We start from the raw sequence: 25,999 nt of genomic DNA, 5'->3' as shown, positions 1-25,999 counted from the left end.
GGAAAGTATATGGTCTGCCCTAGAATCTGTCCATGACTCTATTTTGATTTGTGTATGCGTCGTTTTGTGATAACCACAAGCGGCGCAGCGATAAAAGGATCGGTACGGGCGCCATGCAAAATTTCGCAGAGCTTCACCTAAAGCCAGAGACGCTGGCGCGGCACGGGTTGCCGGACATCCCGTACCCCATCCCAGCGGCCGATCTGAAGTCGGCCTTGCTCGACAACGGAGATCTTCCGCTGGCCGCGATGCTGCACGGCCTGCAACAGCGTAGCCGTGATGGGGAGGCCGAATGGCAGCGGCTGGAACCCGCGATGGATCGACTTGCCGAGCTACTGGCGCCCGACGATGCCCGCGATGTCATTTCAGCGGCGGGCGACCACTGGTGGATCGAGGTCGGGCACGTGGACCTCGGCGGCAAGCTGGTCACCATCCAACGTGGCGATACTCTGCTCGCTGCCATCACCGCCCGGGACGATGGGCGCTTGCGGGTGGCCGTGTTTCGCCCGTTGGACGCCAAGAGCGCGGAATACCTGCTCGGGCTGGGGCAAGTGCCTCATCCTGAGCACGGCGTCTGCATGCGCGAGAACAACTGGGAGTACGCGCTCGACTGCTCTGCGGGCAACGGCAACCACTACGCTGCCGACCGGGGCGAGGCCTATCTGTCCTACTGGGAGAAAGGCCTGGGCATCAGTTGGGATGGCTCCGATGTGCCCGAGTGGCGCAAGCAGCTCGACCTCGTCGCCCGACCCGCCGCCCGCGTAGTAGCAGAGCTGGGCGTCTACTACACCCTGTCCGGCAATGAGGACGAGGAGCCTGTTGCCGATACGGGCGCGGCGGAACGAACCGAGACACCGGCACCACCTGCCTGGCGAAGCAGGCGCCAGCAAAAGCGCACGGTCCAGGGGCGGTTTCTGGGCTGCCTACTCGGTGGCGCAGTCGGCGATGCGCTGGGCGCACCGGTTGAGTTCATGAAGCGGGCCGAGATTCTCCGTCGCTTCGGCCCGAAGGGAATCACCCAGTACGCACCGGCTTATGGCGGCATGGGGACGATCACCGACGACACGCAGATGACCTTGTTCACCGCCGAGGGGTTGATCCGAGGCTGGGTGCGCGGCTGCTTCAAAGGCATCACGACCTATTCCGGGGTAACGGCTCACGCCTATTTGCGCTGGCTGCAAACCCAAGGCGAACGCCCGACATGCGACATCGACTTCGGCACCGATGAGCCGGGCTGGCTGTTTCAGCAGCGTCAGCTGCACAGCCGTCGCGCACCGGGCAACACCTGCCTATCGGCCCTGCGGGCGATGAACTCGCTCGGGGAGCCGGCCCGCAACGACAGCAAGGGCTGCGGCGGCGTCATGCGGGTTGCGCCGGTCGGTCTGTTCGCCTGGCGCCTGCGGCAGTACGAATCTCCCCAAGACGCCTTCCGGCTGGGTACCGAGTTGGCTGCGCTGACCCATGGGCACCCGACCGGAGCCCTGACCGGTGGTGTGCTGGCGGTGCTGGTCTTGGCACTGACCGATGGCGCGTCGCTGCGCGAGGCATTGGCCGCCGCCAAACTCATGCTGCGAGCCGAGCCCGGCTTTGAGGAGACGCTGCGTGCGATCGAGATGGCTGAGGAGTTAGCCGATTCCGGTTTGCCACATGAAGAAGCCATTGCCCGGCTGGGCCAGGGCTGGATCGCCGAGGAGGCCCTGGCGATCTCCATCTATTGCGCGCTGGTCGCCCGCAATTTCAAACACGGCGTGATCCTGGCCGTAAACCACGATGGCGATTCCGATTCGACCGGAGCGATCGTCGGAAACCTGCTGGGCGCGATGCACGGTGTGAGGGCGATCCCTGCAGAGTGGCTGGAGCCGCTGGAACTGCGCGACGTCATCACCGAATTGGCAGAAGACCTCTACGAATTCAAGGATTGGGCGATCGGCGAGTACAGCGACAACGAAGAGCTGAACCAGCGGATCTGGCGGAAGTACCCGGGATTCTGAGATGGAGTGAACTGGCATGAGCGGAAATCGATGGGACCAGCCGGGTGTGCCCCACAAAGGATGGCACTGCGTGGACGTGGTCGACCTGCGGGCCGACGGCGAGTCGGCAGACGAAACCGATTACGCGACCTGCCAGATGTGCGGCAACGAGAAGATCCGCTACGTCCACATCATGGAGCACCCGGATCTGGACGAGAACTTCGACGTCGGGTGCGTCTGCGCCGAGAAGATGAGCGGCGACTACGAGGGGCCCAAGCGCCGGGAAAACCGTCTGCGCAATCGGGCGGTCCGTCGAAAGAAGTGGCTCACGCGAACTTGGCGCACGTCCTCTAAGGGGAATCCGTTCCTGAACATACAGGGGCACAACGTCGGGGTGCACATAAACAAGTTCAAGCGCTGGGGGTGCCGCATCGAAGGTCGTTTCGGAGCAAAGACCTATCCCACGATGGAAGCCGCCAAGCTCGCGCTGTTCGATGAATTCTGGATGGCGACCCAGGATAACGAGCAACTGTGGAGCAATGATTGATGAGTCCCGGAGAAATGAGAAATGGCTAAACCTGTCTTAATCGGCTCGCGGAGCTTCCGAACCCAGAAAAGCGCACTGGACCATTACAAGGCGCTGCTACACCGGTACCAGGACGGGGATCGCATCTCTGACCCAGGGGACCACGCCGACCTCGTGGCCCTCGTCGAACGGTATGACCCGATTCTTGACCAGGTTGGTGAGCCGGCGAAGGGTTGTGGCCAGATCGGCCACTTCGAACGGCGCCTGAACACAGGAACGGGCTGGAGCAACTCCGGCTTTTGGGTGGTGCGACTGGACGGGTCCGCCACGGACTTTTCGTACATCTGGGCCGTCAAAGGCCTACCAGGGGACCGGTCGAAGGATTTCTACGGTGCATGCCGGGAGGCTGTCGCACTCGATCTCGTTCTGGCCAAGAAGCGTGCCTTCGCGGAGCATGGCGACGCTCATGGGTTGGTTGCATGCGAACTGACTGGCGTGATGGTCAGCATCGACGACGCCCATCTGGATCACGCTTGGCCCAACTTCTCTCACATCGTCAGCGGCTTCCGGGCGGCCAGGGGCTGGTCAAGTGACATCCCGGACGGAATCGTATCCGCCCCGGCTGACGGGCAGACGACGCCCACATTCGTCGACAAGGCAGTCGCGGATGCCTTCCGGGACTACCACCACAACCAGGCGATGCTGCGAATCCTCTCCAAGTCGGCCAACCTCCAGACCGCCAGCCAAGCTCGAAGACCGAAGATTGCACGCCCAGTGCGGTTGGCTTGACCGATTGCGGACGCGGGTTCAATTCCTCAAATGGGAATCGAACTGGCGTCCTGTCTGATGCACTTGGCTGGTGACCTCGGCCGGGCAGAACTGGTAGGATCGTCGACAGTTGGGGCTGGATTCCGCACCTTTCCGCAGGAGTTCGCAGCGATTCTAAGGCGCTGAGTTACATAGGTTTGGCGCAGGGTTCCACCCCACCGAGACCCCGCAGGAGTTCGAATCTTTCCGCACGAACCCGCAGGAACCCTCACCAGCCCGCACGGCCTGATGCCAGGCCATTGATTTTCAACAAACTGCTTGATCGGTCCGCGCTTGCGGACTGCGGACGTTCAATGGGCCGGAAATCTGGCTCGCCCAGACGGCCGCCAGTGCCGCCAGGTTGCAAATCGTCGGTAATTGTCGATATCTACCGACGAATCGGAACGAGCGCAGATGTGAGAACGCCGTTCTGTATTGCCTCCACCATCCACGGCGGCAGGTGCGTTCGGGTTTCGAGCACGGTGTTCCAGTGATCCTGCCCGATTTGAACGGCCAACTTGCCGACCGTGTGTTCAGCAAGGTCCGGGCCGAGCCATTCAAGGGCCCTGACGATATCGCTGGCGAGACTGTCGCCCAGCACCAGCATCCACTTGGGCACACGGCGGATCTCGATGACTTGCTTGCCGAGATTGAGGGTCCGCGCGCGGCCGTCGGTCAAATAGATCTGTCGGACGGGGACCTGCGTGGTCAGCCCCAGAGCATTGGCCGCTGCCGCACCGTGACGGACGATAGCGTGTCCAGTGATGTCTGCGAGCGATTGGATCATCTTGTCGACCGGTGGTGGGACCGGGCCGAAACAGCTGGCTGTCACGGTGACGTACAGGCCGCGCGCCACACGCATCAACCGTCCGCGCCTTGCCAAGCGAGCCAGCTCCCGCGACGCCTGATTGTCACTGACCATGCACCGCAGATCCAGACTTCTGATCAAAGCCCCCTCCGGCTGCGCTTCGAGCCATTGGCTGACGAATTCAGCTGGACTGGGCATGAGCAGCGACCGACTGGCTGGTTGATATCTGCAAGCACGACTCCTCGTAGGCCTCGATGTCGACCTGGCGGTAAGCCACCCGACCGCAGAGCTTCAGGAATTTTGGTCCGATCCCGACGCTGCGCCAGCGCTCCAGGGTGGCCTCGCTGATATTCCAGCGGGCGGCCAGTTGTTTTTGGTTGAGGTGAGCGACTTCCATCTTGGTCTCCTTCCGAATGAGTTGGCAGGAGTCCATGAAGGCGCTGTTCGGCCGACGAGCCAAGGGATTCTTCTGTGGATCTGAGTTATGCGTCGTCTGGCGACACTGGAGTGCCGAGCTCTACCGAGACGTCTACAACCAGCGATTGAACACGTCGCACCTGCTCGGCAGTGATAGGCTGCAACCGTTCGGGGTGCGCTGCGATGTCCCGCTCGAGGCAATCCAGAATGACGTTCTCGGGTGAGCTGATGATGGCAGTTTCCGCATCGTCTGCATCTTTCTTCATGCGCCTTCCCCTGGTACAGACTCAACCAATACATAGCTGGTGCTACGCCCACCTGCATCCGATTTCCGCAGCACGCCCCGCGCAAGCAAGTCGTTGATGTCGCGTAGCGCCGTGTCAGGCGAGCACTTGGCGATGGCCGCCCACTTGCTGCTGGTGAGCTTGCCTTCGAAGCCGTCGAGCAGCTTGTTCAGCAATTTCACCTGTCGCTCGTTCAGTGGCGTGGTCGCCCAGCGCTGCCAAAACCGCGTCTTGGTCAGCACGGCATCGAGTATGTGCTGTGCCTGGTCGACGGCACGATGCAGCGTGTCGAGGAACCACGCGAGCCACTCAGTGACATCCATCGACCGCTTCTGCGTCCGCTCCAGGATGTCGTAGTAGGCCTTACGTTCGCGCTGGATCTGCGCCGACAAACTGTAGAAGCGTTGCGGGCTGCCGTCGGCGCGTGCCAGCAGCAGATCGCCAATGGCCCGCGCGATACGGCCATTGCCATCGTCGAACGGATGCAGCGTGACGAACCACAGATGGCCGAGCCCCGCTTTAATCAGTGGTGGCTCGTTTGATGCACCATTGAGCCAGTCAAGGAAGCGGCTGGTTTCCGCCTCAAGACGCTCGGCCGGCGGCGCTTCGAAATGCACCCGCTGGCGGCCGATGGGGCCGGACACCACTTGCATGGGGCCACTGGCGTCATCGCGCCAGCCGCCGACCTTGATCTTGGCAAGACCGGAGTAGCCGGTGGGAAACAGCGCGGCATGCCAGCCGAAGAGACGCTCCCGCGTTACCTGTGCCTGGCAGTTGGCCGTGGCATCCAGCACCATCTCGACCACGCCCTCGACGTGCCGATCGACCGGCGCAAGCGCGCCGATGTCCACGCCCAGCCTGCGGGCGATGGAAGAGCGCACAGATTCGACGTTGAGCTGCTCACCCTCGATTTCGCTGGTCTTGACCACGTCCTCGGTCAGTGCCGCCAGGCTCGCCTGATCGCGCAGCGCCATGCCCACGTCGGCCAGACGGCCCATCAACAGCCCTTGGGCGCGGCTGACCTCAGCCATTGGCCCAGCCAGTGCTGCCAGGTCGAAGTGCCAGTTCGGCCAGTCTTTGGACTGCCAGATGTATTTGTAATCGCCGCTATTCATGCGGAGATTATGAGGCGCATTCTCCGCACACGCAAGTCTTTCCACGCATACGGTGCGGTGAATAGGGGCACCATTCGCCGCATGGAGGGCTGCCTTGCCCCGTAATGGGTGTAAATGGGCGTGCTTTTGGTCGGGGTGCCAGACGCGGGTTCGATTCCCGTTCCGGGAACTGAACAGGTCCTGGAGTGCAGACGAGGTTGAGGGCCATTTTCGGTGACCAATCAGGCCGAAAAACCTGCTTGATTGTCCGCAGATTCGCCTGTCAACCCCCGCTTTTCGCATCAGTACGCAGGGCTTCGCAACTTGCCAGAACGCCGGTATCGCGTACTTTCAATAGTCGTTTGATGCCGGGTACCATCCCACCGAAAACCCGCAGGAGTTCGAATCTTTCCGCACGAACCCGCAGGAACCCTCACCAGCCCGCACGGCCTGATGCCAGACCATTGATTTTCAACGAGACGGTCGATCGGTCCGCGCTTGCGGACTGCGGACTTTCATTGCGATGGAAATTCGCCTCGCCCGAGCCATCCCGAGGGCAGGCATGTTGTGATGCGTCGGTACTTGTAAACATTTGCCGGCAAAACGGAACATGGCTCAGCCGGCGCTGGCCGGAACCGCAACGGCCTTGGTTGAGGTCGCCAGGCACGATTCCTCGTAAGCCTCGATGTCGACCTGCCGATAGAGCACCCGGCCGCAGAGTTTCAGGAACTTGGGGCCGATCCCCGCGCTGCGCCAGCGCTCCAGGGTGGCTTCGCTGATACTCCAGCGGGCAGCGAGTTGTTTTTGGTTGAGGTGAGCGACTTCCATCTTGGTCTCCTTCCGAATGAGTTGGCAGGAGTCCATGAAGGCGCTGTTCCGGCCGCGAGCCAAGCGTTCTCCTTGCAGAGACCTATTCGCCGCATCGTTTGCGGAGATTAGGCCGGTTATTCCCCGCATGACCCCAATCTGGGCAAATTGGGTGTAAATGGGCGTCTTAATGGGTGCACCTCGAAAATGGGTGTAAATGGGTGTAATATTGGTTCATGCTGAAAACTGACACCATCCAGATCACCCCAGAGATCCTGAGCCTCATCGCCAGGATCGACGAGTTCAAGGGCGCTTGGCGCGCCCTGGGCACGCTTGCGCCCGATCGTCTGTCGGCGCTGCGCCGCGTGGCGACCATCGAGAGCATCGGTTCCTCGACCCGCATTGAGGGCAGCAAACTATCCGACCGCGAGGTGGAGCAGCTGCTGTCGAACCTGGAGATCAAGTCCTTCGCCACCCGCGATGAGCAGGAGGTGGCTGGCTATGCCGAGCTGATGGACCTGGTGTTCGCGTCCTGGCAGGACATCCCGTTTGCCGAGAACCACATCAAGCAGCTGCATCAGATACTGCTGCGCTACAGCGAAAAGGACACCTGGCATCGCGGCAGCTACAAGACCAATTCGAACAGCGTCGCTGCCTTCGATGAAACCGGCGCGCAGATCGGCATCGTGTTCCAGACCGCGTCGCCCTTCGACACGCCCCGCCTGATGACGGAGCTGGTCGCCTGGGTGAACCAGGAGCGCGAGACGGCCCTCTTGCACCCTTTGCTGATCATCGCCCTGTGCGTCGTCGTATTTCTGGAAATCCACCCCTTCCAGGACGGCAACGGACGGCTCTCCCGGGTGCTGACCACGCTCCTGCTGCTGCAGGCCAGCTACGCATATGTGCCATACAGCTCGCTGGAAAGCGTCGTCGAGCAAAGCAAGGAAGCCTACTACTTGGCCTTGCGTCAGACCCAGGGCACGATCCGCACAGAGTCGCCGAACTGGCAGCCGTGGCTGGTGTTCTTTCTGCGATCCCTGGCCGAGCAGGTTCGGCGCCTAGAGAAGAAGGTCGAGCGCGAGAAGATCGTGCTGGCGGCCATGCCGGAATTGCAGCTACAGATCGTCGAGTTCGCCCGCGAGCATGGGCGCGTCACCATTGGCGAGGCTATCAAGCTGACCGGCGCCAGCCGCAACACGCTCAAGCAGCATTTCCGGGCGCTGGTGGAACGCGGCACACTTGATCAGCATGGCAGTGGCCGTGGAGTTTGGTACGGCCTGCGTTGAGGGACTTCGGGACGCGGGTTCAGTTCCCTTTTCGGAATTGAACTGGCCACGGAAAGCAGACGAGGTTGAGGCCGTATTCCGGCTACCAATCAGTCCGAAAAACCTGCTTGATCGTCCGGTGCCGCCGGGCGTACCGGCAGGCTTTTCGATCCAGTTCGCACCGGTTCGCAGCAACCCGCAGCGCTTCGATTCCGTACTTTCAATAGTCGTTTGATGCCGGGTACCATCCCACCACCAAATTGAAGGGCTCGGATAATCTCCGGGCCCTTTTTCTTGCCTGAAATCCCCGCGCCGCGCGGGGTTCCAGCCATCGGTGCTGTGGGTGTCCACCTGCCGAAACAGCCTGTTTTCAGCGATTCCGGCTCCAAGCCTGTCTCTATTCTCCATTTGGTCTGCGGGTAGGCGCAGTTTTGGCTCTCGCAAAATCAACAACTTACGCGCGGCGGTTCATCGTCAACCACGGCGACCGGTCAGGCATCAAACGCCGTTACCACCTCGCGCTGCGCCGCCCAGTCGGTCGGCAGCGGATTGCGCTGAAACCACAACAAGCTCATGCACCGGGGCTGCTGCCCGGTTAGAGTATTTTTGATTTATTTGTTTACATATCCACATGAAGCGAAGTAGTTGGCACACTCCTCCGGAGTGAACAGATCCAACACTTTGCTGATCTGCGCCCATAAGGCACCAAGGTTCGTTTGGCGGCTTTGTGTAAAAGGGCTTTGAGTTTGGAGAACATTTTCTCGATTGGATTCAGATCAGGTGAATACGGTGGTAAGTAGAGCAGGGTGGCACCTGCCGCTTCAATGGCTGCGCGGACGCCTTGAACCTTGTGACAAGACAGGTTGTCAGCCACCACAATGTCACCTGGCTGCAGCGTGGGGCACAGGCAGGTTTGAATATAGGCGAGAAACGCGGCCCCGTTCATTGGGCCGTCGAGCACTAACGGAGCGGTGATCGCATCGTGACGCAGTCCCGCAATGAAGGTGGTGCTCTTCCAGTGGCCGTGGGGCACCGAAGCCACACAGCGCTGGCCGCGCGGCGCGCGACCCCGCTGTCGTGCGGGCGCTTCCGTGTAATATCTGTCCCATAAATCATCCCTCCGTAGCTGGTTATATGTTACACCAGCACACCGTGGGACTAAACATCTAAGCCGATAATCTGGATTGACGATCCGATATCACCACTCAATGGTAATCATATCTTCTTTGTATATAGCTTGTTAAACGCGGAGATTGTTGCTAACGGAAAATTTGAACAGCTCTTTGTTTCAACGCATAATCTCGATTTCCTGAAATATTTGAAGCGGTTGAATGGAAAGTATCTTGACGTAGATGGAAAACAGAAAGACTATCACAAGGATCATTTCGTTGTCGCCCGCCAGGACAAGATATCTACTGTCAGAGTGATGCCAAAATACCTCAAAGAATACGTAACAGAATTCAACTACCTATTCCATCAGATACACCAATGCGCAGCAATTGAAGCCGTTGATGACACGAACTACACAACCTTTTACAACTTCGCGAACAACGCCAGGAAGTTCTTCGAGATTTACCTCTATTACAAGTATCCAGACCAAGGTATGACCGAGGATACGCTACGCCTTTTCTTCGGTGACGAAAAGATACCAGCTGTATTAACGAACAGAATCAATAACGAATATTCGCATTTATGCGGGGTGTTCGAGCGCGGATCAACACCGGTGGAGGTGCCGGAGATGCAGACTACAGCGCGGCAAATCATTGGAAGACTGAAAGAAGATAAGGGTCAGTATTCGGCTTTGCTCAAAAGTGTTGGAGTGAACGAGGAGTCTCTCGAAGAAAAAGCTGTAGCAATTGAAGAAGCTCAATGAAAATCCTCCACACCTCTGACTGGCATATCGGCCGCACGCTCTACGGCAGAAAACGCCACGAGGAGTTCGAGGCTTTTCTGATCTGGCTGGTGGAGACGATCCAGCAGAATGAAATTGACGCCCTGCTGGTGGCGGGTGATATTTTTGACACCAGCGTTCCGAGCAATCGTGCCCAGGAGCTTTATTATCGTTTCCTGTGCCAGGTGGCTGCCTCATCTTGTCGCCACGTTGTTGTCATCGCAGGCAATCACGATTCTCCTTCATTCCTCAATGCCCCCAGGGAGCTGCTCAAGGCTCTTGATGTCCACGTGGTTGGAAGTGCGGCGATCGAGCGCCCAGAAGACGAAGTGCTGGTGTTGCGTAATGAGCAGGGGGCGCCGGAACTGATTGTCTGTGCCGTGCCCTATCTCCGCGACAGGGATATCCGCGTGGCGGAAGCGGGTGAAAGTGTCGAGGACAAGGAGCGGAAATTGATTGACGGCATCCGCACGCATTATGCCGCTGTCGCCACTCTGGCTGAACAGAAGCGCGAGGAGTTTGGGGTTGATCTTCCCATTGTAGGCATGGGACATCTGTTTACTGCTGGTGGACAAACTATTGACGGCGATGGCGTGCGCGAACTCTACGTTGGCTCCCTGGCGCATGTGACGGCGGGGATTTTCCCTGCGAGTTTTGATTACCTGGCGCTTGGGCATCTCCACGTCCCGCAAAAGGTGAACGGCCTTGAGACCATACGGTACAGCGGTTCTCCATTACCCATGGGGTTCGGAGAAGCCAAACAGCAGAAGAGCGTTTGCCATGTTGCCTTTGGGCAGCACGATGGCCACAGCACAACTGCATCCGTACAATTGATCAACGTGCCGGTGTTTCAGAAACTCGAGCGTGTCAAGGGAGACTGGGATGGCATCTCAAGCCGTCTCCTCGAATTGTCGGCAACGGACAAAGCCTGGCTCGAAATCATTTACGATGGCATTGAGGTCATTGGCGACCTGCGTGAGCGCCTGGAGGCTGCAATTTCCGGCACTCAAATGGAAATTCTGCGGATAAAGAACAACCGCATCATCGACCGCGTGCTGGGACAAATGCATGCAGAGGAAACACTCGACGATCTGAACGTGAACGACGTGTTCGAGCGATGTCTCGCCGTTCATGACGTGCCTGAAGCGCAGCGGCCGGAATTGCACCGAGCCTATCAGGAGACGCTCTTGTCTCTCTATGAAGATGACGTACAGGCGGAGTAGAGCGGCTATCGATGAGAATATTGCAGATACGCTTCAAAAATCTGAATTCGCTGGTCGGCGAATGGCAAATCGACCTGACGCACCCGGCCTTCGCTTCTGACGGCATCTTTGCCATCACCGGCCCCACCGGTGCGGGGAAAACCACCATCCTCGATGCTATTTGCCTCGCCCTTTACGGGCGAACGCCGCGCCTGAGCAAGGTTACCAAGAGCGGAAACGAAATTATGTCCCGCCAGACCGGCGAATGCTTCGCCGAGGTGACCTTCGAAACCCGGTCTGGGCGCTTTCGCTGTCACTGGAGCCAACACCGGGCACGCAAGAAGCCGGATGGCGAGCTCCAGGCCCCGAAACACGAAATGGCCAATGCCGATTCTGGCGAGATTTTTGAATCCAAAATCAGAGGGGTAGCCGAGCAGATCGAGTCGGCTACCGGCATGGATTTTGACCGTTTCACTCGCTCCATGTTGCTGGCCCAGGGCGACTTTGCCGCGTTCCTCCAGGCGGCGCCGGATGATCGGGCTCCAATCCTGGAGCAGATAACGGGTACAGAGATCTACAGTCAGATATCCATCCGTGTTCATGAGCGCCAGCGCGAAGAGCGGGAAAAGCTGAACCTGCTCCAGGCTGAAACGGCGGGTATCGTGATGCTTGATCCGGAGCAGGAACAAGCGATTGGGCAGGCACTCGCGACAAAGCAGAAGGAAGAGATAGATCTTGCTGCTAAATCCGCTGATACCGGGAAGGGCATTGTCTGGCTTATCACCATCGATGGCCTGAAGAAGGAAATTGGCAACCTGACTGACGAGGCGAGCAAGCTGCAAAACGATATCGAGGCGTTCAAGCCGGATCGTGAAAAGCTGGGCCGGGCTTTGAGTGCCGCCTCACTGGACGGTGCATTCGCAACGCTCACCGCCACCCGCAAACAGCAGGCGGATGATAGAGCAGGCTTGAAAGCTGAGGAAGAGGCGCTTCCGGAACTGACATCCTCCGCCAAGGAACAGGCCGAAGCACTGAAATCGGCGGAGCAACAAACCGTTCGAGCCAAAGAAGCGCTGAAAGCGGCCGCGCCGACATTGCAGAAGGTGCGTTCCCTGGATCAAAAACTTGCCGATCAAAAAAAGGCAGTTTCGGAAGGCGATGAGGGCTGTAAGAAGGATGCAGCAAAGATTGATGCAGACCAAAAAGCCTGGCTCGAAGAGCAGAAAAAACGATCCATGGCTCAGGAGACGCTGGAGCTTGTGGACGGCTACCTCAAGGAGCATGCACGGGATGAATGGCTGATCAGCGGTTTGGCCGGTGTTGAAGAACAATTGAACAGCCTGCTTTCCAAGCAAAAAGAAATCGTTCAAAAAGAGGTTGATCAACAAACGGCCACGACGACTCTGGAACAGGCGACAAAGTCACTCGGCGACCGTCAGAAACAATCCGGCATTCGGAAGCAGGAACTGGAGGACGCCTCGAAACAGATTCAGCAGGGCAAAGACGCATTGAGCCAGTTGCTGGGAGACCGCTTATTGCGAGAATACCGCGCCGAGAAGGAAACGCTGCTGCGTGAGATGGCGTACCTTGTGAAAATTGCGGAGCTTGAAGGTCACCGAGGAAAACTGGAAGACGGCAAGCCCTGTCCTCTTTGCGGCGCAACCGAACACCCCTTCGCGGAAGGGAATGTTCCTGTCCCCGATGAAGCCGAAAAGAAGATTGATTCCCTGACCAGTCTGATCAGTAAAGCCGAGGATCAGGAAGTCGCTATCAAGAAACTCTTCGATGCTGAAAGCCTGGCCCGCACAAACCTGACGGAGGCTGAAAAGCTGGAGTCAGCAGCGGCTAATGACAAGAAGGCTGCCGAGAAAGCCCTGGCCGAGATGAAGGACGGCCTGGTAAAGCTCCGGGCCGATTTTGCTGAGCGCAGGCAGGCTGTTTCTACCAAATTCCTGTCGCTTGGTATTGTGGGCATCCCTGAAACGGACATTTCATCACTGATCGAAACCCTTAAGAAGCGGCTGGAGGCATGGCAAGCCCAGGTCAAGAAAAAGGCGGACATCGAGAAACAAATTGCCGCCATCGACAGCGAGGTGAAGCGGCTGGATGCGGTGATCGAAACGCAAAGCACCGCCCTGGCCGAAAAACGGGAGCGCCTGGGTACCTTGAAAAAGGAACTCGCCGCTGGAAGTGATGAACGTAATGCACTGTACGGCGACAAGCATCCCGACGATGAGGAGCGCCGTTTGAACAAAGCGATTTTGGATGCCGAAGGTGCCGAAAAGCAGGCCAGAGAACGGCACAATGAGCGCCAACAAAAATGGAATACCACGCAGGCCAATGTCGAATCTCTGAAGAAACGTATCGACCTACGAGCGCCGGAACTGAGAGGTCTTGAAACCGAATTCTCTGCAGATCTTGCGCTCGTGGGCTTTTCAACTGAAGAACAGTTTTTGGCAGCCAGGCTTCCCTCTGAACGGAAGGCTGAGTTGACGGCGACGGCCAGGAATCTGGATGAACGTCAAACCGATCTCCACGCCCGTCAGAAGGATCGGGAAATGCGCTTGGCCACGGAAATAGCTCGGCAAGTTACCGACAAATCGTTGGAGGAGCTCGAGCCCCAATTCAAAGAGCAAGAAGATGCCCTGAAAGAGCTACGGGATATCCTTGCCGGTCTCAAACACAAGTTGAGTGAAAATGCCGCTGCCAAAGAGCGGATAAAGGAGAAGCAAGCGGCTACCGAGGCCCAGAAAAAAGAGTGCCGCAGGTGGGAAAATCTGCACGAATTGATTGGCTCCGCAGACGGCAAGAAGTACCGCAATTTCGCTCAAGGGCTGACCTTCGAAATGATGGTTGGTCACGCCAATCGGCAACTGCAAAAAATGACCGACCGCTACTTGCTGGTTCGAGACGATGCTCAGCCTCTGGAGCTCAACGTGGTCGACAACTATCAAGCTGGGGAGATTCGGTCCACGAAAAACCTTTCCGGCGGGGAAAGTTTTATTGTCAGCCTGTCCCTGGCATTAGGGTTGTCCCATATGGCCAGCAAGAATGTCCGGGTGGATTCGCTGTTTCTGGATGAAGGCTTCGGCACCCTGGACGAGGAAGCCCTCGACACTGCTTTGGAAACCCTCGCAGGTTTGCAGCAGGACGGCAAGCTGATAGGCGTTATTTCACACGTGCCCGCCTTAAAGGAGCGGATCAGCACGCAGATCCAGGTAACCCCGCAAACCGGTGGCAGAAGCCAGATATCCGGGCCTGGATGCGGTGGCGTCGGGTTTTGAATTTCTGGGAGAAATCGCGGAGGCTGTTTGGTTAAAGCAAAACAGGCTCTGAAGTCTGCTCTGCAAGTGTACGATGGTATCGTTCTTCAGCCTCCGCCACCGGGTGAGGTGTGTTGTCAAAAATGGAGTCCATGATTACAGCAGAAATCAGTCAGCAACTCTTTAAGGATTATCCAGACTGAAGATATGCTTTTTGTCGTCATATGAGAAAATTTCCGCATAACGCCCCAAGGTGATGATGGTTCGCAGAGTTCGCTCAGCGGCTGTTTGTGGCATGTAATCTTCCAGCTCACTTGAAAACCGGCTCCAGGGCGCGCGGTGTGTTGGTCGTTCATCCAGTACGCGCCGGATATGCGCTGCCAGCGCAACATAGGTCAGTAAATGCCAGGCAAACAGGCGTTTGCGCTGATCGGTATCAAATTCCGCGAACTGCAGACCTTCCGTGGTCAGTTTAATATCGCCCCCGACTACTTCGGCAAAACGCAGCATCTGAAGTGTTTCAGCCACTGGAAATAAATCATCAATTTCCATAAGCAGGGAGGATGCAATGACAGGAAGATCCACTTCGCCGTTATAGGGCGGGGCTGCTACGGCTTCAATCAAACCGGAAAGCGAGTTCGAGGTTACAGATGGCAGAATCGTCCCGATTCCCGTACCGGGGAAATATTCTGTGCGTTTGCCGGCAGATGTTGAAACCGCGCGGGTTGTCATCTCCACATAAATGCACTCGACCAGATCGCGAAAGGTGGGATCAAGACGGGCGCGCGGGTGTGGCAGTTCAACCTTGATCTCATTAATAATCCGACCAGGATTGCTGCCAAAAATGAAGATACGGTCACACATCAGCACAGCTTCCTCAATATTGTGGGTAACGAGGATCACGCCCTTGATGGGAAGCTGGCCTTCCGACCAGAGATCAAGAAAATCGGTACGCAGTGTTTCCGCTGTCAGCACATCGAGTGCTGAGAAGGGTTCATCCATGAGCAGGATATTAGGGTGAACGACCAATGCGCGTGCAAAGCCGACACGTTGCCGCATACCACCCGACAATTCACGCGGATAGGCTGATTCAAACCCGTCAAGCCCGATCAGATCAATCGCTTTAATAGCGCGCTGGCGCACTTCATTGATCGGCAACCCTAGTGCCTCCAGACCGAGTTGCACGTTTTCCAGCACGGTAAGCCAGGGAAACAAAGCCGGATTTTGAAAAACCATTGCGACGCCAGGTGGAGGGGCGGTCACTTCGTTGCCAAGATAGATAATCGAGCCTGCCGACGGCGGCGCAAGTCCAGCGATTAAGCGTAACAACGTGGATTTACCGGAACCTGAACGACCCAGCAAGCCGATGATTTCACCTTTGTTAACAGCAAGGTTGATGCCATCAAGCACGAGCAATTCACTGCCATCCGGTTTGCGAAATGATTTGTGAATCTCGTGAATATCTAGCAACACGGTATCGATGTGATTCTCCTTTCACCCTAAACGGAATTTGCGCTCAGCCAATGCATACAGCGGGCGCCAGAACAGGCGATTAATCACGACGACGAACGCGCTCATGACTGCGATCCCGAGTGCGACACGATGAAAATCCCCAGCAACAGTCGCTTCCGTAATATAGGCGCCCAGGCCATGTGCTTGCAATGTAGTACTTCCCCAACTGACTATTTCGGCAACAATGCTGGCGTTCCATGATCCACCCGAGGCAGTAATGGCGCCTGTCACATAAAAAGGAAACACTGCTGGCAGCGCAATGCGTCGCCACCACAACCATCCTCGGACACCAAGATTAGCGCTGATATCGTGCAACTCGCCTGGAATAGTTGATGCGCCTGCAATAACGTTGAACAGGATATACCTGTTTAGTCCCACGGTGTGCTGGAATGGGTCAAAGATAAAACGATCTGGCTCATTTTTCCAGATTTTGCAGATGTATTCATAGGGTGTTAGGCCTTTGAGAGCTTTTAGTCTTTTGGCGAAGTTATAAGCCATCACAAAGCGATGGAGATGGGCCTTCAACTGATCGTGTGAGTCGTAATAATACCGTTTTACAGTCGCATCCTTGATGGTTCGATTCATGCGTTCAACCTGACCATTGGTCCAGGGATGGTTGGGTTTGGTGAGACGGTGCTCGATGCCGTTGATCTGACAACACCTATCGAACATATGCGTTACATACTGAGCCGTTGGCCCATTCCGATAACGCGCCGGGAACGTAAACTGGATACCGTTATCAGTCAGGATTGTATGGATCTTGTAGGGAACAGTCTCGATCACGGCCTTCAAGAAGGCGGTTGCCGTGTTGCGGTTGGCTTTGTTCTGGAGTTGAACAAAAACGAACTTTGATGTCCGGTCAATGGCTACAAAAAGATAGAGTTTACCTTCCTTCGTACGAACTTCGGCAATATCAATATGGAAGTAGCCAATTGGATAGGCATTAAACTTTTTCTTTGGCTTGTCACCATCAACCTCCGGCAACCGACTGATGCCATGCCGTTGAAAGCAGCGATGCAGGCTTGAGCGGGTTAAATGCGGAATGCTTGGTTGCAAGGCATATAGACAATCATCCAGCGGTAGAAGCGTATGTTTGCGAAACGCCACAACAGCGGCTTCTTCTTCCAGACTTAAAACAGTCGAGTGCGACTCTTTGGGGCCCATCGGTGCATCGTGGGTGAATTCCCGCTTCCGCCACTTCGCTACCGTTTTTGGATTAATCCCATGCCGCTTGGCCAGAACATTCAGACTCTCTTGACTATTTTGTATCGCTCGACGTACCGCCGCTGTCGTGCGGGCGCTTCCGTGTAATATCTGTCCCATAAATCATCCCTCCGTAGCTGGTTATATGTTACACCAGCACACCGTGGGACTAAACATATACCACTGCGTTCCCAGGATCATCAACGGACTCAGCCAGATATCTGGATCAAGCTGCAGTACTACGATCCCATACACCGCAGGCGGAAACAGTAGATTAGCTGGGAATGCCGCCATGAATTGGGCAATTGGCTGGGCAATACGCGCTGCGCCTGGCCTCAGTCCAAGCCAGACACCCACCGGTACCCAAATAACACTGGCAACCGCGATCAGCACAAAAACACGCACCATGGTTATAAAACCCAGGAACATGGCCGTTCCCACTTCTGCCAGCGCCACTTCCTGCAAAATAAAGAACGTAATTTTCCATGAAATGATGGCACAAACTACGGTAATTGTTCCATACCACAGCCAATCTACCCACGGCTTCAGGTTTGTTCCTGTTCCTTTCCAGGTAAATGCTTTTTTTCGAGCAGGTTGTTGCGATTTCCGGTAAGTCCATCGCCAGATTCTGGCAAACAAAGCTGTGGTAAACGTTATCCATTGTGAACGATGTAGCACAGTCAGCACCCAGGAGTGCGGCGGTGGCATTCCTCCGGTTTCCTGCTCAAAGCGAAAACGATCTGCCCAGGCCACCAATGGCCGGAACAGGAGCTGATCGTAAATCAGGATCACTATCAACATGACTGCAATTGCCCAGCCGATCGCGCCAAGATCGCGCTGATCAATCGCCAACGCAATATAAGAGCCGATCCCCGGGAGGGTGACGATCGTATCACCCACACTGATTGCTTCGGATGCCACGACAAAAAACCAGCTGCCCGACATGGACATCATCATGTTCCAGATGAGTGCCGGCATTGCAAAAGGCACTTCCAGCTTCCAGAAACGCATCCAAGGACTGAGCCGAAACGAGCGCGATACTTCATCCAGCTCTCTCGGAACCGTGTGCAGTGATTGATAAAAACTGAACGCCATGTTCCAGGCTTGGCTGGTAAAGATAGCAAAAACTGAAGCCAGTTCGGCACCCAGCATTTTTCCAGGTGCAAAGGACAGGAAGAACACCACCGTAATCGAGATAAAACCCAATACCGGTACCGACTGAAGGATATCGAGCAGCGGGATGAGAATCTGTTCAGCGCGCCAACTCTTGGCCGCCCAGGTTGCATACGTAAAGGTAAAAATCAGCGATAGCACCATTGCCAGCAACATCCTGAGTGATGTTCGCAGTGCGTACTCCGGTAAGGCGGATGGATCAAGACTGATGACATCGTGCCCTGATTCCACCAGAGGCTGCATAAAGTCGCGGCTGGCCTGGGCAAGAAAAACCACCAGACCGAGCACCAGCAATGCAGCAACACCATCCCAGAATAATGCGGAGAAACGACGTGACCATTTGCTGACAGATAAACGTTGCATCATTTCTGATTGATCCTAGATAGTATAGTCACAAGATACCTGTCCGGAGGGCGGACATCTAATTTGTACGGCGGCAAGGAAAGAAGAGGTGTTTTTGGTGTGTTTTGTAGTAACACCACCTTTTGAGATGGAGGAAAGCATTTTCGACGAAATGCCTCAGTTTATACAGCGCTTGATCATAATGTCTTTGCGTCTTCCGGTTCTTCTTTGGAGGAATAACAACCTCCACTCCCCGTTTTTCTGCCTGCTCAATAATGGCATTACTGTCATGCCACGATCTGCCAGTAGATGATCTGCATCCATCCCTTCGATCAGGCGGCCAACTTGCGTGTAATCAGCAGTGGTACCTTGTGTAACAAGGATTCTGAGCGGCATACCATGCGCATCCACGGCCAGATGTATCTTGGTGTTGAGCTCCCTTTCTCGCCCGATTCATCTCCTGATTATCTCCCCATGCCCCTTCTCTACCTGGTAAATGCTCCTCAAGTAGTGACCATACCTTATCTGAAATATCATGCCTGCAATGGGATGGCGTCATATGAAATCCTTTTAAAAGATAAAAGGATTTCATATCTTTAGCCTCATGACTACAACTATTTAAGTTGTCATGCTATCAGCGAATTCTGGCAGTCGTCTGCACAGAAAGATGTGGTGACGAAAATATCGAGAAATACCAAAGATTTGCTATCAGAACATATGCACTAAGGGTCTTATACCTCGAATTTTCGTGCCTCTTTATAACAAATATTTATCCAGATACGACAACTGGATATCGCTCAAATTTAAGAATGTTTTGAACGTACCGAGTGTTTCCTGCGCACAATCAATCTCCAGATGGTCGCTGGAAGCAGGAGAGCGACCAGTAACCAGATTTCTTCAGCATCAAAATGAGCGAGCAGATAGACAAAACCTTGGCCGAGTCCATAGCCAATACTGGCAATCGTAATCGCCCAGATAATTGCTCCCGCCAGGTTCAGAACCAGAAACCGAGACCAGTAAATACCACTCATACCCATCGCCATAGGTCCGGCAACACGTAGCCCGTACATAAAACGAACAGCAAGGATAAACAACACGTTATGACGCTCCAGTAGTGCGCTTACACGTGCAGCTCGTCGCCGCAAGGAAGGGAATTTTGCCAGTAATCTGTTGCCGTATCTGCGTCCTACACAAAAAGAGATTTGATCACCCAGAAAACCCGATACGGCTGCTATCAAAATGACTGCAGGCATCCAGAGATAGCCATGAAAGGCTGCTGCACCGGCGGTTAACAACACACTTTCACCTTCAAGAAAAGTTCCCACGGCAACAGCCAGGTAACCATACGATTGAATCAAGCCAGGAATATCCATGCTCAAACGTTTCCTTATGCAGGGAATAATCCATTTTCTGAATTATTTGAATAAACTCTGTATCAAAGTAGTTAACGTACAAGGTTGTAACGGGCAGGCTTTCCAGGTGAATCGCGATGCTCACTACCTTGCTTATCCGGTTGATATATCTTGTTGCCACGTTCTGTGTACCTTATTCTTCACGTATAGTCATCATAAAAGATCGATGAAAAACTATAAACCAGTATCCGGATTCCATGTGAAATACGGATAGTCCGATACAGTTTCGTTCTTAACGTAAAATCATTTGACAAAATAACTTTATCAATCGAATCCAGTCAATCAACTTTGATCTTCATCTGAGAGGAGAGCCGACAATGAACATTGTAGAAAATCAACTAACCACTATTTTTTCCCGGAGTTGGTGGATATTATTACTGCGCGGCATCATCGCTATCTTGTTTGGCATCTTGCTTTGGTTTCAACCCGAGATTTCACTGGTAGCGATGTTGTTGCTTTTCGGAACCTTTGCTCTGATGGACGGTATCCTTGGTATCTGGACCGCAGTCATAGGGCGCAAGATACACGAGCATTGGTGGGTATTGCTCCTTTGGGGATTTATTGGCGTTGGTGTGGGGGTCCTGACATTTGTGGTTCCTGGTGTCACCGCATTAGCGCTACTGTTTTATATTGCAATCTGGGCAGTCGCCACTGGTACTCTTCAGATTGTAGCTGCGATTCGCCTGCGCAAAGAAATGACGGGCGAATGGTTGCTCATTTTGGGTGGCCTTGCATCACTTGTCTTTGGCATTCTCCTCATGGCGCAGCCAGCGGTCGGTGCTCTTGCCTTGCTTTGGCTGATTGGTGCTTATGCCATCATCTTTGGTATCCTGCTTGTGAGTCTGGCGTTCAAGACACGTACCTTTAGTAAACAGTCCACGCACAACACATAAACAATATCTGCGACGCGGCAACAGTGGCTTATGCCGAAAATGTGCGCAACCAGGAATAGGGGTGCTCAGGATGATATTTACAAAATTCAACCCGATTTACCCATTCATTATGCAATAAATCAATAATAGCATTCGTATTTGACTGATCAGAATTCTGATCAGTCAAGTACATTTATAGTCAATTTTCCGAATGCATCTGTACTGGCCGCCAGCTGTGGCCAGCTGTAAGCAACTGGTTCTGTGATGGCGGTCCTTCCGAGCCGGAAGCATATTCTTCAGGACTGCCTGTGCGCCACGCATGCAACACCGGATCAAGCAAGCGCCATGACCATTCAACCTCATCAAAACGCAGGAAGTGCGAACAATTACCATTGATTGCGTCCATCAGCAACTGTTCATACGCTGAAAATTCTCTGACACCTTCTTGTGCATAAGGTGCAGTAAGTACCACGGTGTGCGTGGCAAATTCCATACCGGGCTTTTTGGCTGTCGCTACCAGATTGAGACTTTCCTGTGGTTGCAGGCGGAATATCATCCAGTTATTCGGCGCAGCGCTGCCATCAGGCAGCGCGTCTGGCACTTGCCTGAACTGTATCGCGATCTCTGAGTAATCACTAGCCATGCGCTTGCCGCTGCGCAGGTAGAAGGGAACACCTTGCCAGCGCCAGTTGTTGATTTCGAAACGCAGTGCCGCGAAAGTTTCAGTATTTGAGTTAACAGGGATACCAGATTCCTGACGATAAGCAGGTACATTTTTACTGTCAATGCTGCCAGCAGTATATTGGCCGCGCGCAACTCGGTTACACACTGTGTGTTCATTGAATGGCACTACCGCGCGCAATACTTCGACTTTGTGATCACGCAACACTTCAGCATCCCAGCTTGACGGCGGCTCCATAGCGGTGAGACAAAATAATTGCATCAGGTGATTTTGCAACATGTCGCGTAATGCCCCTGCGTGATCGTAATAGGCGGCACGATGCTCTACTCCCAACGTTTCCGGGCAGCTGATCTGCACTTGCGCAATATGCGCGCTGTTCCAGAGTGGTTCGAGGAAACGGTTGGCAAAGCGGAACACCATCAGATTCTGCGTAGTTTCCTTGCCCAGGAAATGGTCGATACGCAACACATTTTCCTCGGCCCATTGACTGTGAATCTGTTTACGCAACATTTCAGCACTGGCGAGATCAGTACCAAAAGGTTTTTCGATTACCAGACGTCGCCAGCCTTCAGTAGTTTGCGCAAGTCCTGCTTCACCTAGCGCTACAGCTGCAGCACCGAACAAGGGTGGAGGTAACGCCAGGTAAAAAAGTATCGACCCTTTCACGCGACGCCCGATTTCTTTCATCTGCCCGGCTTCAAGACTACCGGTAATGTAATCTAGGCCCGCACAAAATTCTGTCTGGTGTTTATCCTCAATCTTGTCATCCGATACAAATGTACGTAATGCCTCTTGAATATGATCGCGAAAATGCTCCTTGCTCCAGTCCTCAATGGCATACCCCGTAATCTTAAGATCCCGCGTATATCCCGACTGGTGCAGGCGATACAATGCCGGCATGAGCAAACGTTGCGTCAAGTCTCCGGTTGCACCAAGAATCACAAGGTTTGTATCAGACACACCTCCTCCTTTTTCTTTTATTTGTCATCCGGAGCGGTTTTTTCATCATGCCCCCCAAATCCGTGGCGCATCGCAGACATTACCTTATCGGCAAACTCATCATGCCCGCGTGATGTGAAGCGGCCAAAAAGTGCTGCGGCAAGTACCGGAACCGGGACGCCTTCTTCAATTGCCGCGAGTGCCGCCCAGCGGCCTTCACCAGAATCAGATACACGTCCGGTATAACGTGAAAGCGTCATATCCTCATTCATCTCAATGGCTGTCAAATCCAGCAACCAGGAACCAATCACGCTGCCACGGCGCCACAACTCCACCACGTCATTGAGCGGAAAATCGTACTGATAGCGTGCGGGATGTTCGAGTGGCGCAGTTTCGGCATTTATTTCCTGCCGGACATTTCCAGCGTTCGCCTGATGCAGTATATTCAACCCCTCAGCATAGGCTGCCATTAATCCATACTCTATGCCGTTGTGCACCATCTTGACGAAATGTCCGGCGCCATTCGGCCCGCAATGCAAATAGCCATGTTCGGCAGGTGTCGGCTCGCCGCTGCGGCCCGGCGAGCGTGTCGCGGCTTCCACACCAGGTGCCAATGTGCGAAATACAGGCTCAAGCCGCTGATAGGCCGCATCAGGACCGCCGATCATCTGGCAATAACCGCGTTCTCGCCCCCACACACCGCCGCTGACACCCACATCCAGGTAATAAATTTGTCTGGTTGCGAGTGATGCAGCACGGCGTAGATCTGCCACATAGTGCGAATTTCCCCCATCAATCACGACATCGCCGGCACTGAGAAGGGGTGTCAACACTGTGAGCACTTTATCCACTACTGCGGTGGGCAGCATGAGCCATACTGCACGAGGTAAGGCAAGCTTATTAACCAGATCATCAAGCGAGATCGCTGTCTCTGCTCCCGATTTTGTAGCGGCAATACATGCTTCAGAATTGGTATCAAATACCACGCAACCTATACCGGCTTTCTGCAATCGCTCCACCATATTAAGGCCCATACGCCCCAAGCCGATAAAACCGAGTTGTATCGTATGATCAGCATTTGTTGAATCATTCATACTCATCCTCCCACAGGCGAAAACCACCAGTGAATGCATTGGCGTTTTTTCCACGGCGAACACCGGTCGGTAGTTTTTTCAAAAGTCGTGCGTTACCACCACCCAGTACGATGTAATCAGGTTCAAGTGCAATGCGCAGCATTTCAACTTCTGCGAGCACTTCAGCTCGCCATTTACGCTTTCCCAAGCGTTGGAGCGCATGTTTACCAACGTAATATTCATAGGTATGCTGTTTGTATGGAAGGTGCGCCAGTTCCATTGGCTCAATCCGTCCATCCACAATGACAGCGGAACCAAGACCGGTGCCAAGGCCAAGGAATAGCATGTACCCGCCTTCGTAACTGCCAAGTGCCTGCATGGCAGCGTCATTCATAATCCTGACCGGGCAGCTAAATGCCTTGGCAAAGTCGAACCCTACCCAACCAGTGCCAAGATTAGCTGGTTCGTTTGCAATACGCCCATGTACAACCAATGCTGGAAAACCAACGCTTACTGCATCGTAATGCCATCCGTGTAAACATTTATCCAGCTGCGTGAGCATAAGTTCTGGTGTCATGTCTGAACCAGATGGGATTTTAATTTTTAATTTCTCGCCGCTTATTCTTGCCTTGACGTTACTGCCGCCTACATCCAGCGCCAGTACACAGCGTTTTTCTTGTTTTTCTTGGCTGTTATTCTGTCCGCGCATGTAACAGTACCAGCGAATTGAGGCATTAGTTGAAGCATCGTGTGCCAGCGTCACATCCGGTGTTTCTATTTCCTCTGCTATGCGCGATGCAAGCCGTTTGCCCAATTCCACCCCCCATTGATCAAAGGGGTTGATATCCCATATTGTGGCTTGTGTAAATACACTGTGCTCATACAGTGCTACTAGTGCTCCCAATGATGTTGGTGTAAGTCGTTTAGCAAACAATAGACTCGACGGTTGGTTGCCTTTCATAACCTTATGAGGTGCCAATTCGGCCGATACCCCTTCCTTTTGCACTTCTGTAAGTGTTTTGCCCATGGCAAGCGCCTCGGCCTGCGCGATTACGTTGGCGAACAACAGATCCTGATGTCGTCCAACCGGATTGAGCGATTCAGCAAAAGCAATGAAGTCACAAGGAATCAAATGTGTGCCCTGATGAATCAACTGATAAAACGAATGCTGTCCATTGGTACCTGGTTCGCCCCAGAACACGGAGCCGGTATGGTAATCCACACTTTTTCCGTCAAGTGTCACATGCTTGCCGTTGGATTCCATGGTGAGCTGCTGTAGATAGGCAGGAAACCGCTTGAGAGAATGTGCATAAGGTAATACTGCGACGGTACCCGCATCAAAGAAGTCCGCATACCATACGTTCAGAAGCCCCATGATGACAGGCAGATTCTGTTCAAGTGGTGCACTGCGAAAATGTTCGTCCATGGCGTGAAAACCAGCAAGCATTTCGCAGAAAGCTTCCGGCCCGATGGCAATCATAATGGATAAGCCAATAGCAGAATCCATGGAATAACGCCCACCTACCCATTCCTGGAAACCAAACATCTGTTTGGAGGGGATACCAAAATCATTGACAGCTTTCTCATTGGTCGAGAGCGCTACAAAGTGGGGTGTGATGGCTTTCCTGTCACGTCCTGCAGCGGTTTGCAGCCAATGACGCGCAGTGTGCGCATTAGTCATGGTTTCGAGTGTGGTAAACGTTTTGGAAGCTATAATGAATAAGGTTTCATCCGGCCTCAATCCGTGTACTGCCTCTACAAAATCCGTTCCATCCACATTGGAAACGAAGCGTAATCTCAACTTGCGTTCGCCATAATGGCACAGCGCCCCGCAGGCCATTACCGAGCCCAGATCCGACCCGCCAATACCAATATTAACGATGTTACGGATCGGTCGGCCACTGTAGCCTTTCCATTCTCCCGCGCGGATCAACTCGGCGCATTCAGCCATACGTTTGAGTATTGCCTGTACTTCAGGTACTACATTCACGCCTGCCACATTTATTACTGAATCAGCAGGGGCACGTAGCGCGATGTGCAGGGCGGCGCGCTGCTCAGTGGTGTTGACTTCCTTGCCCGAGAACATGGCATCACGCCGCGATTCCAGGCTACATTCACGTGCCAGCTCAAATAACAATTTCAGGGTTTTGTCATTGATACGATGCTTGGAGTAATCCAGGCGCCAGCCTGCTGCTTCTACGGTGTAACGCTCGGCACGTTTCTTATCTCGCGCAAACAGCCCGCGCAACTGTATCCTTTGAAAAGATAGATAGTGTGAATGCAGCGCCTTCCATACTCCGGTTTCACGTAATGTACTCACATGGCTTACTCCATGAAGTGATGATTTTTTCTCATTACAACATACATTCTGTTAAGAATGGTTTGATTTTTTGACGCAAATCAATCAGGAGGTAAGCAAGCTGGCATCTAGGTTGCCACTAGCAGGGTGATGAAAAC

General features: G+C 54.3%; 20 protein-coding genes and 4 pseudogenes. 9 read left to right on the top strand and 15 right to left on the bottom strand.

Annotated elements, in window-relative coordinates:
• The first annotated feature begins 113 nt into the window (after positions 1 to 113).
• The 3 genes from ACZ5EJ_RS11640 to ACZ5EJ_RS11630 all read left to right on the top strand — a co-directional run bounded on the left by ACZ5EJ_RS11640 (position 114) and on the right by ACZ5EJ_RS11630 (position 3,285).
• A complete protein-coding gene (locus ACZ5EJ_RS11640; protein ID WP_464557143.1) occupies positions 114 to 1,991 on the top strand; it encodes an ADP-ribosylglycohydrolase family protein in 1,878 nt (625 codons plus the stop codon).
• Between the two features lie 70 nt (positions 1,992 to 2,061).
• On the top strand, positions 2,062 to 2,517 hold the full coding sequence (locus ACZ5EJ_RS11635) for a hypothetical protein (protein ID WP_464557141.1): 456 nt from the start codon (positions 2,062 to 2,064) through the stop codon (positions 2,515 to 2,517).
• 21 nt (positions 2,518 to 2,538) lie between these two features.
• On the top strand, positions 2,539 to 3,285 hold the full coding sequence (locus ACZ5EJ_RS11630; RefSeq protein WP_464557139.1) for a DCL family protein: 747 nt from the start codon (positions 2,539 to 2,541) through the stop codon (positions 3,283 to 3,285).
• A gap of 406 nt (positions 3,286 to 3,691) precedes the next feature.
• Here the strand turns inward: ACZ5EJ_RS11630 and ACZ5EJ_RS11625 are convergent, their stop codons facing one another.
• The 5 genes from ACZ5EJ_RS11625 to ACZ5EJ_RS11605 form a co-directional block, all read right to left on the bottom strand.
• A complete protein-coding gene (locus ACZ5EJ_RS11625) occupies positions 3,692 to 4,309 on the bottom strand; it encodes a DUF6088 family protein (protein WP_074685583.1) in 618 nt (205 codons plus the stop codon).
• Complete coding sequence (locus tag ACZ5EJ_RS11620) at positions 4,293 to 4,508, bottom strand: helix-turn-helix transcriptional regulator (RefSeq protein ID WP_074685581.1); 216 nt, start codon at positions 4,506 to 4,508, stop codon at positions 4,293 to 4,295. The genes ACZ5EJ_RS11625 and ACZ5EJ_RS11620 overlap by 17 nt, the downstream gene beginning before the upstream one ends.
• Before the next feature lie 85 nt (positions 4,509 to 4,593).
• Positions 4,594 to 4,794 carry a type II toxin-antitoxin system PrlF family antitoxin gene (locus ACZ5EJ_RS11615; RefSeq protein WP_074685579.1) on the bottom strand — a complete coding sequence of 67 codons (201 nt, stop codon included), beginning with the start codon at positions 4,792 to 4,794 and terminating at the stop codon, positions 4,594 to 4,596.
• Entirely contained in the window at positions 4,791 to 5,927 is a 1,137-nt protein-coding gene (locus tag ACZ5EJ_RS11610) for a Fic family protein (protein ID WP_074685577.1), read from the bottom strand. The genes ACZ5EJ_RS11615 and ACZ5EJ_RS11610 overlap by 4 nt, the downstream gene beginning before the upstream one ends.
• A gap of 594 nt (positions 5,928 to 6,521) precedes the next feature.
• Positions 6,522 to 6,734, bottom strand: a complete 213-nt coding sequence (locus tag ACZ5EJ_RS11605) for a helix-turn-helix transcriptional regulator (RefSeq protein ID WP_074685575.1) — start codon at positions 6,732 to 6,734, stop codon at positions 6,522 to 6,524.
• A 215-nt stretch (positions 6,735 to 6,949) separates the two neighbouring features.
• Here ACZ5EJ_RS11605 and ACZ5EJ_RS11600 point away from each other — a divergent pair, with 215 nt between their 5' ends.
• On the top strand, positions 6,950 to 7,999 hold the full coding sequence (locus ACZ5EJ_RS11600; RefSeq protein ID WP_074685573.1) for a Fic family protein: 1,050 nt from the start codon (positions 6,950 to 6,952) through the stop codon (positions 7,997 to 7,999).
• A 37-nt stretch (positions 8,000 to 8,036) separates the two neighbouring features.
• Positions 8,037 to 8,213, top strand: a complete 177-nt coding sequence (locus ACZ5EJ_RS11595) for a hypothetical protein (protein WP_160803645.1) — start codon at positions 8,037 to 8,039, stop codon at positions 8,211 to 8,213.
• A gap of 376 nt (positions 8,214 to 8,589) precedes the next feature.
• Here ACZ5EJ_RS11595 and ACZ5EJ_RS11590 read toward each other — a convergent pair.
• Positions 8,590 to 9,056, bottom strand: a pseudogene (locus ACZ5EJ_RS11590) (IS630 family transposase); the annotation flags it as partial.
• Between the two features lie 96 nt (positions 9,057 to 9,152).
• Between ACZ5EJ_RS11590 and ACZ5EJ_RS11585 the strand changes: the two are divergent.
• From ACZ5EJ_RS11585 to ACZ5EJ_RS11575, 3 genes are read left to right on the top strand one after another with little or no spacing between them, the layout of a single operon-like run.
• Positions 9,153 to 9,851 carry an AAA family ATPase gene (locus ACZ5EJ_RS11585; protein WP_083341465.1) on the top strand — a complete coding sequence of 233 codons (699 nt, stop codon included), beginning with the start codon at positions 9,153 to 9,155 and terminating at the stop codon, positions 9,849 to 9,851.
• Complete coding sequence (locus tag ACZ5EJ_RS11580) at positions 9,848 to 11,092, top strand: exonuclease SbcCD subunit D C-terminal domain-containing protein (protein WP_074685569.1); 1,245 nt, start codon at positions 9,848 to 9,850, stop codon at positions 11,090 to 11,092. Before ACZ5EJ_RS11585 ends, ACZ5EJ_RS11580 begins: the two co-directional genes overlap by 4 nt.
• An 11-nt stretch (positions 11,093 to 11,103) precedes the next feature.
• On the top strand, positions 11,104 to 14,355 hold the full coding sequence (locus ACZ5EJ_RS11575) for an AAA family ATPase (protein WP_464557136.1): 3,252 nt from the start codon (positions 11,104 to 11,106) through the stop codon (positions 14,353 to 14,355).
• A gap of 162 nt (positions 14,356 to 14,517) precedes the next feature.
• Here ACZ5EJ_RS11575 and ACZ5EJ_RS11570 read toward each other — a convergent pair whose 3' ends face one another.
• The 6 genes and pseudogenes from ACZ5EJ_RS11570 to ACZ5EJ_RS11545 all read right to left on the bottom strand — a co-directional run bounded on the left by ACZ5EJ_RS11570 (position 14,518) and on the right by ACZ5EJ_RS11545 (position 19,937).
• Positions 14,518 to 15,807, bottom strand: a complete 1,290-nt coding sequence (locus ACZ5EJ_RS11570; protein WP_464557135.1) for an ABC transporter ATP-binding protein — start codon at positions 15,805 to 15,807, stop codon at positions 14,518 to 14,520.
• Between the two features lie 21 nt (positions 15,808 to 15,828).
• A pseudogene (locus ACZ5EJ_RS11565) lies at positions 15,829 to 16,203 on the bottom strand (ABC transporter permease subunit); the annotation flags it as partial.
• Between the two features lie 9 nt (positions 16,204 to 16,212).
• Positions 16,213 to 17,169: pseudogene (locus ACZ5EJ_RS11560) on the bottom strand (IS481 family transposase); the annotation flags it as partial.
• 21 nt (positions 17,170 to 17,190) lie between these two features.
• The gene (locus tag ACZ5EJ_RS11555) at positions 17,191 to 18,588 is read right to left on the bottom strand and encodes an ABC transporter permease (RefSeq protein ID WP_464557133.1); all 1,398 of its coding nucleotides are present in this window, start codon (positions 18,586 to 18,588) and stop codon (positions 17,191 to 17,193) included.
• Between the two features lie 12 nt (positions 18,589 to 18,600).
• Positions 18,601 to 19,123: pseudogene (locus ACZ5EJ_RS11550) on the bottom strand (IS5 family transposase).
• Positions 19,124 to 19,367: 244 nt separating this feature from the next.
• Positions 19,368 to 19,937, bottom strand: coding sequence for a DedA family protein (locus ACZ5EJ_RS11545; protein ID WP_464557131.1), 570 nt, complete (start codon positions 19,935 to 19,937; stop codon positions 19,368 to 19,370).
• 356 nt (positions 19,938 to 20,293) lie between these two features.
• Here ACZ5EJ_RS11545 and ACZ5EJ_RS11540 point away from each other — a divergent pair, with 356 nt between their 5' ends.
• Positions 20,294 to 20,869, top strand: a complete 576-nt coding sequence (locus ACZ5EJ_RS11540) for an HdeD family acid-resistance protein (RefSeq protein ID WP_074456376.1) — start codon at positions 20,294 to 20,296, stop codon at positions 20,867 to 20,869.
• 178 nt (positions 20,870 to 21,047) lie between these two features.
• On the opposite strand, the gene zwf is transcribed toward ACZ5EJ_RS11540, so the two are convergent.
• Genes zwf through pgi form a run of 3 tightly spaced genes read right to left on the bottom strand, consistent with a single transcriptional unit; the run spans position 21,048 to position 25,862 of the window.
• Positions 21,048 to 22,490 (bottom strand): glucose-6-phosphate dehydrogenase, encoded by a 1,443-nt coding sequence (zwf, locus tag ACZ5EJ_RS11535; RefSeq protein WP_011635405.1) that lies wholly within the window; start codon positions 22,488 to 22,490, stop codon positions 21,048 to 21,050.
• Between the two features lie 17 nt (positions 22,491 to 22,507).
• The gene (gene gnd, locus ACZ5EJ_RS11530; RefSeq protein WP_464557129.1) at positions 22,508 to 23,563 is read right to left on the bottom strand and encodes a phosphogluconate dehydrogenase (NAD(+)-dependent, decarboxylating); all 1,056 of its coding nucleotides are present in this window, start codon (positions 23,561 to 23,563) and stop codon (positions 22,508 to 22,510) included.
• Positions 23,556 to 25,862 (bottom strand): glucose-6-phosphate isomerase, encoded by a 2,307-nt coding sequence (gene pgi / locus ACZ5EJ_RS11525; RefSeq protein WP_464557128.1) that lies wholly within the window; start codon positions 25,860 to 25,862, stop codon positions 23,556 to 23,558. Before pgi ends, gnd begins: the two co-directional genes overlap by 8 nt.
• Between the last annotated feature and the right edge of the window lie 137 nt (positions 25,863 to 25,999).

It is taken from the genome of Nitrosomonas sp. TNE100 (assembly GCF_055387135.1).
Note: the sequence above shows the minus strand (reverse complement) of the source record. Positions and strands in the feature narration are given on the sequence as shown.

Bases quoted from the DNA above. Each gene is read 5' to 3' on its own strand.
- ACZ5EJ_RS11545 (WP_464557131.1), bottom strand. From the start codon at position 19,937: ATGGATATTCCTGGCTTGATTCAATCGTATGGTTACCTGGCTGTTGCC.
- ACZ5EJ_RS11605 (WP_074685575.1), bottom strand. From the start codon at position 6,734: ATGGAAGTCGCTCACCTCAACCAAAAACAACTCGCTGCCCGCTGGAGT.
- ACZ5EJ_RS11615 (WP_074685579.1), bottom strand. From the start codon at position 4,794: ATGAAGAAAGATGCAGACGATGCGGAAACTGCCATCATCAGCTCACCC.
- ACZ5EJ_RS11620 (WP_074685581.1), bottom strand. From the start codon at position 4,508: ATGGAAGTCGCTCACCTCAACCAAAAACAACTGGCCGCCCGCTGGAAT.
- ACZ5EJ_RS11580 (WP_074685569.1), top strand. From the start codon at position 9,848: ATGAAAATCCTCCACACCTCTGACTGGCATATCGGCCGCACGCTCTAC.
- ACZ5EJ_RS11540 (WP_074456376.1), top strand. From the start codon at position 20,294: ATGAACATTGTAGAAAATCAACTAACCACTATTTTTTCCCGGAGTTGG.
- ACZ5EJ_RS11575 (WP_464557136.1), top strand. From the start codon at position 11,104: ATGAGAATATTGCAGATACGCTTCAAAAATCTGAATTCGCTGGTCGGC.
- gnd (WP_464557129.1), bottom strand. From the start codon at position 23,563: ATGAATGATTCAACAAATGCTGATCATACGATACAACTCGGTTTTATC.
- ACZ5EJ_RS11600 (WP_074685573.1), top strand. From the start codon at position 6,950: ATGCTGAAAACTGACACCATCCAGATCACCCCAGAGATCCTGAGCCTC.
- ACZ5EJ_RS11640 (WP_464557143.1), top strand. From the start codon at position 114: ATGCAAAATTTCGCAGAGCTTCACCTAAAGCCAGAGACGCTGGCGCGG.
- ACZ5EJ_RS11610 (WP_074685577.1), bottom strand. From the start codon at position 5,927: ATGAATAGCGGCGATTACAAATACATCTGGCAGTCCAAAGACTGGCCG.
- ACZ5EJ_RS11555 (WP_464557133.1), bottom strand. From the start codon at position 18,588: ATGATGCAACGTTTATCTGTCAGCAAATGGTCACGTCGTTTCTCCGCA.
- ACZ5EJ_RS11625 (WP_074685583.1), bottom strand. From the start codon at position 4,309: ATGCCCAGTCCAGCTGAATTCGTCAGCCAATGGCTCGAAGCGCAGCCG.
- ACZ5EJ_RS11630 (WP_464557139.1), top strand. From the start codon at position 2,539: ATGGCTAAACCTGTCTTAATCGGCTCGCGGAGCTTCCGAACCCAGAAA.